Below are 12,165 nucleotides of genomic sequence, written 5' to 3'. Positions count from 1 at the left end.
GGTGCTACTCCAGCAGTCCCTTGAGGTACCCGATAGCGAACAGCCGCCCCATGTCCGTGTAGCCGGCCATGGCGTCGTCGCGGTCCTGTTCCCCGACCATCCGCGGGACGTGGTCCGGGCGGATCGGTCCATCGACGCCGACCTCTCGGTACGCCTCGATGGCGGCCTTCATGTCGGTCGGCCCCTCGTCGTGCCAGGTCTCGACGAAGTTTCGCTCGTCGCCCTCGACGTCGCGGAAGTGGACGAAGTGGATCCGGTCGCCGAACTCGCGGATCGCCTCGATCGTGTCGCCGGCCATCGCCGAGAAGTTCCCCTGACAGAAGGTGACCCCGTGACGCTCGCTGTCGTGGAGATCGAGGATCCGGCGGTAATCGTCGACCGATTGGACGATCCGCGGGACCCCGCGGACCGGCGAGGTCGGCGGGTCATCGGGGTGGAGTGCGAGGTTGACCCCGTACTCCTCGGCCACGGGGACGACCTCGTCGAGGAAGTACTCCAGGTTCTCCCACAGTTCGGCTTCGGAGATGTCGGCGGCCTCGTGGTCGGGAGCTCGCTCCATCCACTCGTGGTCGTAACCGATGCGCTGTGAGTCCCCGCGTCCGGGCAGCGAATCGGACGTGCGGATGACGCCGAGCGGGTTCTCCGTCCACACCCAGCAGTAGGTGTCGATCCCGAGCCGCCCCATGTTCTCGATCAGCGTTTTGACGGTCTCTATCTCCGCGTCGCGACCGTCCTCCCCGAGCACGGTCTTCGTCATCGGGGGACGATCCTCGACGACGTCCAGCGAGAGGCCGTGGTCAGAAAAGCGGGTGACCGTTCGCTGGAGGGTGTCGTACTCCCACCAGTCGTCGACGCCCCAGAACCGAACGACGGCGGTGTCTAAGCCGAGCTGTTTTGCGATCGTCCACCGCCGGTCCGGCTTCGGCGGGAGCATTACGGTCGGATCCATGTCAGACTGGTTCGTCATTTGTTTCCGTGTGGATAAGCCGTTTGGTCAGACTGTACGTCCCGCGTAGAGCGCCAGCACTCGTAGAACGCGCTTACAGGGTGGTAGTCGGGTTCGACGCCCGGCGGGTCCGGAGCGACGGGTTCCCCGCCCTCGTCGGCCGGGAGTCGCTTTTCGTACCAAACCCCTGCAGGCCCTCGGTAGCTGTCGGTGCACTCGATGAACTCTCGGTTTCGATCGCGGAGCCACTCGGCCGCGTCGGTGTCGCCGTGAGCGAGCGCCCGTTCGGTGAGCGCGGCCGAAGCCCCGATCGCCTCCGCCAGCGTCCAGCCGTATTGATCGGACACGATCGGTTCCCCGTCTTCGTCGTGAGTGTACACGAACCCCCCGTCGGTCCAGCCGTTGTCAACGGCGGCCTCGAACAGTTCCAACGCGCGGGCGTACCAGCTCCCCGCAGAGGCGGAGGCGTCCCCGTCCGAACCGTCGGTGGTCCCGTCGTCGTACCGATCGAGCAGTGCAAGGAACTTCGCCCACTCGGCGTGGTGACCGGGCTGGTATCCCGGCGGACGGAACTGGTGCCGTGGTTCGTCCGCGTTGTACGCGAAGTCGTGGTCCCAGTCGGCGGTGTAGTGTTCCCACAACAACCCCTCCGTCTCGGCAGCGAGATCCACCGTGATCGTGCGTGCGAGGTGGCGTGCGCGATCGAGATACGCTTCGTCTCGAGTGGCCTCGTAGGCGGCGAGATACGCTTCACAGGCGTGCATGTTCGCGTTTTGACCGCGGTACGGCTCCCGTTCGGCCCACTCGGGCGAGCAGTCGCTCCTGAGCATGCCGGCCTCGTCGCGGAACCGGTCCTCGATCAACTCGTGGACCGCCGCGAGGCGGTCTTCGGCCCCGTCGATTCCGGCCTCGGTCGCGCGGGCGTACGCGAGGAGCACGAACGCGTGACCGTACGCCGATCGCGTCCGGTCGACCGGCTCGCCGTCCGCGTCGGCGACGAGATGGTACCCCTCTCCGTCGGCCGCGTGATGCGCCCGTCGAAGGAACGATATCCCGTGTTTCGCGGCGTCGAGACACCACTCCGGGCCGTCTGCGAGGGATCCGACGGCGAAGTTCGAGATCGACCGACACGTCGCGACCAGATGCCGCTGGCGCCCCGTGTAGTGGTCCCCCGACGTCGGATGGAGCAGCCGGAACCCGTTGCTAGCGAGCACGTCCGGGTACTGTACCCGGAGCGTAGCGAGCAGTCGGCCCCGGTGGCTCGCCGCGGTAAAATCGCTCATGGTGACTGACGCTACGAGTTCGGGCTCACGTCGGCGCTCTGTTCGCGTTCGTCGGCGGTGACCCCGAGGTCCCCGTCGAGCTCGCGTTGATGGATCGTTTCGCCGGTGACGACGTCGAAGAGGTGGGCGTCCATCGGGGGGATGTGTGCGTAGAACGACTGATCTTCGCTGATCGCGCGCTTGCCGTCCGCTTCGACGACGAACGTCTCGTCCGATTCCTGTCCGGCGGCCCGGCAATACACGTACGCGATACTGCCCATCGGCTCGACGACGTCGACGACGACCTCGAAATCGTTCCCGTCGACCGGCGAGTCGTGGAGTTCCACGTCTTCCGGCCGAATACCGAGCTCCACTCGCTTGTGATCGCCAACGCTCTCGCGCATCGGCTCCGTGAGTTCGTACTCGAAGCCGTCACACTGCAACGTGTCATCCTCGACCTTCCTGCCGAAAAAGTTCATCGACGGCGATCCGATAAAGCCCGCGACGAACCGGTTGGCGGGCCGGTAGAAACACTCGAGCGGGGTTCCGACCTGCTGGAGTTCGCCGTAGTTCAGGACGACGAGACGGTCCCCCATCGTCATCGCTTCGGTCTGATCGTGTGTGACGTACAGCGTGGTCACCCCGAGGTCGTGTTGGAGGCGGTTGATCTCCGTCCGCATCTCCGTTCGGAGCTTCGCGTCGAGGTTCGACAGGGGCTCGTCCATGAGGAACACGTTCGGATCGCGGACGATCGCGCGGCCGAGCGCGACGCGCTGTTGCTGGCCGCCCGAGAGCTCTCCCGGTTTATTGTCCAGCAAGTCCGAGATGCCCATCATCTCCGCGGTCGACGTAACCGTCTCTTCGATCTCGTCTTCGGGCATCTCCGTCGACATCTTCAGTCCGAACGACATGTTCTCCTCGACGGTCATGTTCGGGTACAGCGCGTAGTTCTGGAACACCATCGCGATGTCCCGCGCACGCGGCCCGAGTTGGTTGACTACCGTGTCATCGATGAGGACGTCGCCCTCGCTCTGCGTTTCGAGTCCGGCGACGATCCGCATGAGCGTCGATTTCCCGCTCCCCGACGGTCCGACGAAGACCATGAATTCGCCGTCTTTCATCTCCAGTGAGACGTCGTCGACGGCGATGATCGACTCGCCTTCGTCTCCGAACCGTTTCGTCACGTCGTCTAGCGTAATTCGGGCCATTAGTGTCCCTCCGTAGTGCGGCCGTTGATCCCCGCCGCAAGGGGTTCGTTAGCGGGCTGTACGCCGTTGCGTTCCGAGTTCTCGGTTGAAAGCGTGTTCATTCCTTGATCACCACACCGAAGCTGAGGCCGGCCGCCAGGTACTTGTTCACCACTATCAGGAAGACGACGACGGGGAGGATCATCGCCATCGAGGCGGCCGCGAGCATCCCCCATTCGATGGATCGAGACCCGATGAACGAGTACACGAACAGCGTCACCGGGACGGACTCGAAGCTCGTGAGCACTAAGCCGAAGAGCAGCTCGATCCACGCGAAGATGAAGCTGATAATGGCGACCGAGAATATCCCCGGCTTCGCCGCCGGAAGAACGACCTTGGTGAACCCTTGGAACTGCGTCGCGCCGTCGACGCGAGCAGCCTCCTCGAGCGTCTCGGGAATCCCGTCGAAGAACGCCTTCATCACCCACACGACCAGAGAGATGTTGATGCTCACGTACATGAACACCATGCCGATCCGGGTGTCGAACAGGTTCAGGGCCCGGAAGATGACGAAGAAGGGGAGAACGACCGCGATCGGCGGGAGCATCCGTGAGGAGAGGATCCACACGAGGATGTCCCGCTCCATCGGGAGATCGTACCGCGAGAGGACGTACGCGGCGGGCACGCCGATGATCAGAACGAGAATCACCGACGCTCCGACCATGATGAGGCTGTTGGCGAACGCCGCGAGGAACTCCCCGTCTTGGACAAGCTGTATGTAGTTGTACACCGTCGGGAGGAAGACCCACTCGGGGGGAAGCTGGTTCGCCACTCCCGGCGGTTTCAGCGACATCGACGCCAGCCAGTAGAGCGGGAACAGAACGACAAACGACCAGCCTAAGAGGACGCCGTGGCGAACGACTCGAACGAGCGACTCCTTCGTGTCCTTGTCCAACCGCTGGGAGCCGTTCTCCGCGTCGAAGGACGCGTCGTCTGCCGCCATCAGTCCCACACCCCCTCGAAGCCGACCTTCGCGATGACGATGTTCGCGATCGCCACCACGAAGACGAGGTAGATGATCGCGATGGCCGCTGCGACTCCCGGTGCGTTGTTGATGAACATCTGCTCGTAGATGTTGATGCTCACGAGCTGCGTCGCCGTCCCCGGCCCGCCCTGGGTCAGGCCGTAGACGACGCCGAAGGTGCGGAATAAGTCGATCATCCGGATGAGGACGGCGACGAAGACGACCGGCTTCATGTACGGGATGATGATGTGGATATAGCGCCGCCACAGCGGCGCTCCGTCAACTTTCGACGCCTCGATCAGCGTTTTCGGAACCGAGGAGAGGCCGGCGTAGAAGATGATGAACATGAACGGCGTCCAGTTCCACGTGTCCAGCAGAATCACGGTTAACAGCGGGATCTCCGAGAGGAACACCGGTGCGGAGAACGGCGTAGCCGCCTCTATCAGATACGGAATGACGCCGATCTCGTTGTTGAGCATAATGCGGCCGATCGTCGCGAGCGAGACGGGCGCGACCGCCATCGGGACGATGAACAAGACCCGGTAGAACGACTTCATCCGGGAGGAATCCACGCCGCTAACGAGCGCCGCGAGGAAGAACCCGAGGAGGCTCTCGAGCAACAGGGCGCTCGCGACCACGGTGATCGTAATGCCGAACGAGTGGATCACGCCGCCGCGCGAGAACGCGGTTCGGTAGTTACTCAGGCCGACGAATTCGGCCTCGAAGATGTTCACCGTGGGCTCAGCGATGACGCTGAGATAGAGGTCGTACGCACCGGGGAAGAAGGTGATCAGCACCATCACCACTACCATCGGTGCGACGAACCAGTACGGGAGGTAGTCGTTCCACAGCTGGCTCAGCCTACCGTTGCTCGCCTCCCGCGTTGGCTCAGTTTTTTTTTGGGTTTGTTCAGGTGTGCTCATTGGCCTGTGACCGAATTTTTGTATGCGGTACCAGACATGGCTACGTCACTCGTCGTAGATGGCTTCGGCGTTCTCCGCGGCCTGGACCATCGCCTCTTCGGCCGAGATCTGGCCGTTGATCGCTCGCTGGAGCTCTTCGGAGTAGCGCTGTCCCCACTCGGGATACTTGCGGTCGAACGGGTCCGGCTTCGCCTCTTGGAGCGATTCGAGGGTGACCTGTGCGAAGTCTTCGCCGACGCGGGACCGGAACTCGTCGTTCTCCCAGACCGACTGACGCACCGAAAACGCGGCCTCGTTCTCGAGGTGCATCCACGTGTTCGTCGGCTGCGAGGAGGCCCAAAGCATGAACAGGAAGCCCTGTTCCGAGTTCTCGGCGTTCTTCGACGTCGAGATCTGCCAGTTGTAGGCGTTCGGTCCGAACTCGCCGTCGGCCGGTGATGGGACCTTCGCGATGCCGATCGAGTCGCCCATGTCCGAGTCCTCGCCAGTCAGGTCGGGCCAGAACAGGTTCGCGTCGGCGACGATGTGGCCGGCTCGCCCCTCCTGCATCGTCGACAGGACCTCTGACCAGTTCTGCGTGGAGGCTCCGTCCGGACCGTAACTCTGGAGCAGATCGGTGTACCACTCCGCCGCGTTGATGACTCCGTCCGTGTCGAGGCCGGAATCGTCTGGGAAGTCGGTCCAGAGTTCGGCACCGTTCTGGCGAAGGAAGGTGTTGAGGATGTAGATGTTCATCCCGTACCCCTGTTGGCCGCGACCGACGGTACCGACGACCTCGGACTCGTTTTCGTGGATCGTTTTCGCGTTCTCGACGAAGGTCTCGAGGTCCTCCGCGACCGAGAGCCCGTGTTTCTCGTACAAGTCCGTCCGGTAGAACTGCGTCTGCACCTCGACGGTGATCGGAATCCCGGTCCACTGATCGGTGTACCCGCCACCGTGAGCCTGCAGTCGCGAGGACTCGAAGAGATCGTCCGGTTTCCACCAGCTCTCGTCGTAGAGGCTCTCGTCATCGAAGAACTCGTCGAGCGTCTGGAGCCAGCCCTCTTCCCGGAACTGGTTGACAACCTGGTCCATGAAGAAGACGTCAAACTGGCCAGCACCAGTACTCACGTCTGTCTGACGCTGCGTGCGGAACTGCTGTTCGGGAAGAATATTCCACTCGACATCGATTCCCGTCAGCTCCTCAAACACGGGGACCGCGGGCTGAATAGCATCAACCCACGGATGCTGGACCGCGCTAACGTTGACTTTCGTGCCTTCGAACTGTCTCCAATCGATATCCGCGTTCTCGTACTCCGCAAGCGGGATAGCGAGTTCATCGGAGCCGTCACTCCCGTCATCACTCGAATTTCCATCTCCGCCGCTGTTGCCATCTCCGCCGCTGTTGTCCTGTTCGCCGCCGCGAGTGCAGCCTGCAATGCTCGTCGCCAGTGCGGTGCCTGCAGCCGTTTCGATGAACTTCCGCCGATCAAGTTTTTTTGTCATTGATGTGGTGGTTGTGTCGTCGGTGTGTTTGTGTTCTGTCTGATACTACTAGTTCGGGTATATTACCTTTTTGAGTCCCTCTCGGGACTCCATCTCCTCGAACGCCGTCTCGAGCCCGTCGAGTTCGAACTCGTCGGTAACGAGCGAGTCGACGTCGATCCGGTCGTTTTGAAGGAGTGTCACCGCCCTCGCAAACGCATCCGGCGTGAGGGAGTAGCTCCCGACGATCTCTCTTTCGTCGAAAAAGAGGTTCGACGGGGAGATTTCGACGGTGGCGTCTTCGGGTGGAATACCGAAGACGAGTGTGCGCCCTCCCGGTCCCGCCAGGTCCGTGGCCTGTTCGATCGTTTCCGGAAATCCAACGGCCTCGATGGCGATGTCGACGGTATCGACGAGATCCGAAACGGCCGCTGACAGGTCCTCATCCGTTGGATCCACGACGTAGTCGGCGCCGACCTCGAGACCGAGCTCGCGCCGCTCCGCGATCGGTTCCGAGAGGACGATCGTCCCGGCGCCGCTCGCCCGGAGCATCTGGACGAGCAGTTGGCCGATGAACCCCCCGCCGATGACGACGGCCGTTTCACCGCTGGACAGACCGGTCTGGTCGATCCCGTTGATAACGCAGCCGAGCGGTTCCGCGAACGACGCCGTCCGGTAGTCGAGCTCGCCGATCCGCTCGGCATTACCGACGGGGACGGTCACGTATTCCGCGAATGCACCGTCGATGATGTGCGTGGCCGCCCCGCCGATCGACGTGAGGTCGTGACAGAGGTTCTCACGGCCGGACTTACAGGCCCGACATTCGTTACACGGGACCGACGGATTGATCGCTACTCGGTCTCCCGGCTGGAAGTCGTTCGTTTCGCCACCGACCGCGACGACCTCACCGGCGCTCTCGTGGCCCGGTACCAGCGGATAATCGACGGTGAGGTTGCCGCTGTACATGTGCAAGTCGGTCGTACAGACGCCGCACACGCGCACTTCGACGAGCAGTTCGCCGGGATCGGGTTCCGGCTTTTCCACGTCGTCGATGGTTACCGTTTGAGCGTCAGTTAGCGTAGCAGTTTTCATCGATCTGCGACATCCCGTGACACAACAATCCCATATATAAATGTACTGCTCGGGAACGCTACTATAGAGGTAGAGGGGTTCAAACACCCGATATCGAAGGGAAAGGATTGTTCGCTAGAGAAAAACGATCTATACGCACATAATTATTCGTTAGATACACGGGGCGTTTGGTCGTTCATGACGGAATTATACGACCATCACAGATCTCAAAATAGGACAGCGTTTTGCGATGAAGAACAAAAACTATGTGTGTGTAACTAGTCCACACGAAGCACAGATGTCTGGGGACAACGGGAAAAGGGTTCAAGCGACGATCAACTCGTTCCAGATCTTGGATCGCTTACTGAACGCCGACCACCCGATGGGCGTCACCGAGCTTTCGGATGCAGTTGGGCTATCGAAAGGAGTCGTGTACACCCACCTTAGTACGCTTTCTGACCTGGGCTACGTGAAGAAACAGGACCGGAAATACGTACCGTCGTTTGGATTACTCAGTCTCGGAGAAGGGGCGCGGAAACGGTTGACCGAGTTCACGGAGGTGAGACACCACGTGGAGAACCTCGCCCGGGTGACTGGCGAAGTTTCGACGCTGTTCATCGAGGAGAACGGGCATGGCGTCTGCGTCTATATCGCGTTGGGGACGAATTCGTGGATGCCCGATTACACCTGTGGGAGCCAAATACCACTCCACGTCAATGCGCCCGGAAAGGCTATTCTCGCCTCCATGGACAGGGACCGTGTCGACGATATCATCGAAGAACACGGGCTCAATCGGCTGACCAACGAAACGATAACGATCTCCGAAACGCTCCATTCAGAACTTCGGACGATCCGTGATAGCGGGATATCGTTTTCCAGAGGCGAACAATTCTCGGACATGATCGGAGTCGCCACAGCGATCGAGCAAAACGAGCGCGGGCCGCGGATGGCTATCGGGGTCTGCGGACCGAGTGGAAGACTGAGTGGGAGGTATCTCGAAGAAGACATCACCGGCCAAGTCATCAGTACTGCGAAGTCCATCGAGATCGAGTTATCGGGATGACTGGATACCCCGAACTCGACGAACCCGAAAACCCAGATCGGCTCACACGGAGGAGATACCTACTTCTATAGAATATTACGCGTCGAAAGAGATCATACCTTTCACTACCTCCGGTTCCGTGGCACGCTGGAAGGCGTCGTCGATGTCCTCGAGGGGACTCTCGAAATCGATGATTCCCTCCACGTCAACCGCCTCCGTCTTTAGCAGGTCGACGGCTGCTTGGTACGTGTTCTTATACCGAAATGAGCCGTGGATATCGAGCTCGTTGTCAATTACGTCGAGGACGTCGAATGGAACGGTGGCCTCGTCGGCGAGTCCGACGAGGACGATCGTTCCACCTCGCCGAACGACATCGAGGGTAGATTCGACGGACGGCTTCGCACCGGACGCCTCGATGACCACGTCGACGCCCGTCCCATCAGTATACTCGTCAACGGCCTCAGGGAGCGACTCGTTCGCCACGTTAACGGTGCGATCCGCACCGCGCTCTTCCGCAAATGCGAGCTTCGCATCGATGACGTCGGTCACGATCACGTCGGTGGCGCCCGCGGCTCGGGCCGTCTCCATCGCCAGCAATCCGATCGGACCGGCCCCGGCAATGAGCACTGAATCGCCCGTCCCGACGTCACCCCGGCGACAAGCGTGGATACCGACAGAAAGGGGCTCACAGAGCGCCCCCTCCTTTGTGGAGACGGTCTCTGGAAGCTCATAGACGTAATCCGCAGGCCAAGCGACGAACTCGGAAAAGGCCCCGTCATGCGGGGGCGTGGCCATAAACTCGACCTCCTCACAGAGGTGGTAGTCACCGCGTTTACAGTGCGCACACCGACGGCACGGCACGCCGGGTTCGAGAGTGACCCGATCCCCGGATTCGAGCCCGGATATGTTCGCGCCCGTTTCAACGACCTCACCGGCGCTCTCGTGGCCTAACACGATCGGGCTCTCGACGACGTAGTCACCGATTCGTCCGTGTTCGTAATAGTGGACGTCAGACCCGCAAATCCCGACGTCTCTTACCGCGACCAAGACATCGTTCGCGCCGAGTGACGGTTGTGAACGATTCTCTAGCTCGAACTGAAGGGCCTCTGTGAGTACTGCAGTTCGCATCGTGCACCCTATTCCGGACGGATAGTAATAAGTTTGTGAGGTGGTGTCAGATCACCATTCGGCGAGGCTACCGTCCTCGTGGTGCCAAATCGGGCTGTGCCAGTTGACGTGTGTCTGGGCCTTCTTCCGAATCTCGTCTTCATCGACCTCGATGCCGAGACCCGGCTCGGTCAGCCGCTCAATGTATCCGTCTTCGAACTCAAACACGGTCGGATCCTCTAAGTAGGTGAGCCACTGGCTCGATTCGGGATCGTGAACCTCGAGGTCCTGCTCTTGGAGCACGACGCTCGGCGAGCTGAATCCGACCTGAAGGCTCGCAGCGAGCGCGACCGGACCTAACGGACAGTGCGGAACGACGGACACGTCGAAGACCTCGGCCAACGAAGCGAGTTTCGACATCTCGGTGATCCCACCGACGTGAGAAACGTCCGGTTGGATTATCGAGACCGCGTCGTTCGTGAACAGCGGTTTGAAATCGTAGCGAGAATAGAGCCGCTCGCCCGTCGATAGGGGGATCGTGGTGCGATCGCTGAGCGTCTTGAACCCGTCTATCTGTTCCGGTGGCAACGGTTGATCGATGAACGCTAGATTATACGATTCGAGCTTCTGTATGAGGTTGAGCGCCGTGGGCTTCGAGACGCGGCCGTGGAAGTCGAAGCCGACGAGTGCTTCGTCACCGACCGTATTCCGGATCGCGGCGACTTGATCGACGATCTGATCGGTCTGCACGGGCGCCGATATCGGATAGACTTCGTTCGGCAGGTTCGTTTTGAACGCCCGGTAACCCTGCTCCCTGCATTGGATGGACACTTGCGCGAGCTCGTTGGCGTTGTTGCCGCCGATCCATTTGTACACGAGCATTCGGTCGCGGACGTGTCCGCCGAGAAGCTCGTGGACGGGCACGTCGTGATATCGCCCTTTTATGTCCCAAAGGGCCTGATCGATACCGGAGAGCGCGCTCATTAACACGGGTCCTCCGCGGAAGTAGGCGCTTTGATACATTTTCTGCCAGTGGTACGCCGTCCGAAGCGGATTTTCTTGGAGGAGGTGTCCCTCCACGAGTTCTGATACCGCGGTTCGAACCGTTTCCAGCCTCCCCTGGACGATGGGCTCTCCCCACCCGACGATTCCCTCGTCCGTTTCTAACCTCAAGAGCAACCACCGCGGGGGAACAGCGAATAGTTCGTAGTCAACGATATTCATGATTGTTGCATATATACGATAGTATTTGAAATACAGGGTTTAGACCGCCGTTTAGAGTGGAGGTGTCGAGAAAGAGTCCGTCTCTATGTGAGGACATAGATTTATAACCAATGATTGAGACTGTCCCGGCGTTCGCATGAGTCTGCCAGAGCGATTCTCTCTGGAAGGAGAGACGGCTATCGTCACGGGTGCAGCACAGGGTCTCGGTAAAGAGATGGCGGGCGGGCTTGCTGAATTGGGGGCAGACGTCGCAATTGCCGATCTAAACGTCGAAAAGGCGGAACGGACCGCCGCGGAGTTCGACGGCGAGACCGACGTAATTGCTACTGAGGTCGACGTGACGGATGAGACGTCCGTCGAGAACATGGTCGAGGAGGTCACCGACGCTCTCGGACCGATCGACGTGTTGGTCAACAACGCAGGTATCGTTGAGAACTCGCCGGCGGAAGAGACCACGCTCGATTCGTGGCAGCGGGTCGTCGCCGTCAACCTTGACGGCGTCTTCCTCTGCGCGAAGCATGTCGGTCAACAAATGTTAAACCGCGACGGGGGACGAATCGTCAATATCGCGTCGATGTCGGGGATAGACGTGAACGTTCCGCAGAAACAGGCCAGCTACAACACCACAAAAGCCGGCGTCTCCATGCTGACTAAGTCGTTGGCCGTTGAGTGGGGGGATCGCGGAGTTCGAGTGAACGCGATCGCACCGGGGTACATGCGGACCGAGCTCGTGGACGAGGTCCTCGAAGAGAACCCGGAGATGGAGGAGACCTGGCTGGAAAACGTGCCCATGGGTCGGCTCGGCCGTCCCGAAGAGCTTCGTGAGCTGGTCGGATATCTCGCTTCGAATGCATCGTCGTATATGACCGGATCGACGGTCGTGATGGACGGAGGATACACATCCAGGTAGGACGA

11 protein-coding genes are annotated in these 12,165 nt (G+C 60.7%); 2 read left to right on the top strand and 9 right to left on the bottom strand.

Going from position 1 to position 12,165, the window contains the following annotated elements; translation table 11 throughout:
- Positions 1–4: 4 nt before the first annotated feature.
- The 7 genes from EDM04_RS00420 to EDM04_RS00390 all read right to left on the bottom strand — a co-directional run bounded on the left by EDM04_RS00420 (position 5) and on the right by EDM04_RS00390 (position 7,898).
- Entirely contained in the window at positions 5–949 is a 945-nt protein-coding gene (locus EDM04_RS00420; protein ID WP_241154827.1) for a mannonate dehydratase, read from the bottom strand.
- A 14-nt stretch (positions 950–963) separates the two neighbouring features.
- Complete coding sequence (locus tag EDM04_RS00415; protein WP_123619218.1) at positions 964–2,229, bottom strand: AGE family epimerase/isomerase; 1,266 nt, start codon at positions 2,227–2,229, stop codon at positions 964–966.
- Positions 2,230–2,240: 11 nt separating this feature from the next.
- Positions 2,241–3,416, bottom strand: a complete 1,176-nt coding sequence (locus EDM04_RS00410; RefSeq protein WP_123619217.1) for an ABC transporter ATP-binding protein — start codon at positions 3,414–3,416, stop codon at positions 2,241–2,243.
- Positions 3,417–3,513: 97 nt separating this feature from the next.
- The gene (locus EDM04_RS00405; protein ID WP_123619216.1) at positions 3,514–4,398 is read right to left on the bottom strand and encodes a carbohydrate ABC transporter permease; all 885 of its coding nucleotides are present in this window, start codon (positions 4,396–4,398) and stop codon (positions 3,514–3,516) included.
- A complete protein-coding gene (locus EDM04_RS00400; RefSeq protein ID WP_123619215.1) occupies positions 4,398–5,342 on the bottom strand; it encodes a carbohydrate ABC transporter permease in 945 nt (314 codons plus the stop codon). The genes EDM04_RS00405 and EDM04_RS00400 overlap by 1 nt, the downstream gene beginning before the upstream one ends.
- Before the next feature lie 45 nt (positions 5,343–5,387).
- The gene (locus EDM04_RS00395) at positions 5,388–6,827 is read right to left on the bottom strand and encodes an extracellular solute-binding protein (RefSeq protein ID WP_123619214.1); all 1,440 of its coding nucleotides are present in this window, start codon (positions 6,825–6,827) and stop codon (positions 5,388–5,390) included.
- A 48-nt stretch (positions 6,828–6,875) separates the two neighbouring features.
- The gene (locus tag EDM04_RS00390; RefSeq protein WP_123619213.1) at positions 6,876–7,898 is read right to left on the bottom strand and encodes a zinc-dependent alcohol dehydrogenase family protein; all 1,023 of its coding nucleotides are present in this window, start codon (positions 7,896–7,898) and stop codon (positions 6,876–6,878) included.
- Between the two features lie 277 nt (positions 7,899–8,175).
- On the opposite strand from EDM04_RS00390, the gene EDM04_RS00385 reads away from it, so the two are divergent.
- A complete protein-coding gene (locus EDM04_RS00385) occupies positions 8,176–8,940 on the top strand; it encodes an IclR family transcriptional regulator (protein ID WP_123619212.1) in 765 nt (254 codons plus the stop codon).
- A gap of 75 nt (positions 8,941–9,015) precedes the next feature.
- On the opposite strand, the gene EDM04_RS00380 is transcribed toward EDM04_RS00385, so the two are convergent.
- Both EDM04_RS00380 and dgoD read right to left on the bottom strand, forming a co-directional pair.
- Complete coding sequence (locus tag EDM04_RS00380) at positions 9,016–10,047, bottom strand: NAD(P)-dependent alcohol dehydrogenase (RefSeq protein WP_123619211.1); 1,032 nt, start codon at positions 10,045–10,047, stop codon at positions 9,016–9,018.
- A gap of 51 nt (positions 10,048–10,098) precedes the next feature.
- Positions 10,099–11,250, bottom strand: coding sequence for a galactonate dehydratase (dgoD, locus tag EDM04_RS00375; protein WP_123619210.1), 1,152 nt, complete (start codon positions 11,248–11,250; stop codon positions 10,099–10,101).
- Positions 11,251–11,386: 136 nt separating this feature from the next.
- Here dgoD and EDM04_RS00370 point away from each other — a divergent pair, with 136 nt between their 5' ends.
- Entirely contained in the window at positions 11,387–12,160 is a 774-nt protein-coding gene (locus EDM04_RS00370; protein ID WP_123619209.1) for an SDR family NAD(P)-dependent oxidoreductase, read from the top strand.
- The last annotated feature ends 5 nt before the right edge of the window (positions 12,161–12,165 follow it).

It is taken from the genome of Halorubrum sp. CSM-61 (assembly GCF_003781945.1).
In the GTDB taxonomy this organism is placed as follows: Archaea; Halobacteriota; Halobacteria; order Halobacteriales; family Haloferacaceae; genus Halorubrum.
The sequence above is the reverse complement of the archived record's forward strand: the minus strand, read 5'-3'. Positions and strand labels throughout refer to the sequence as shown.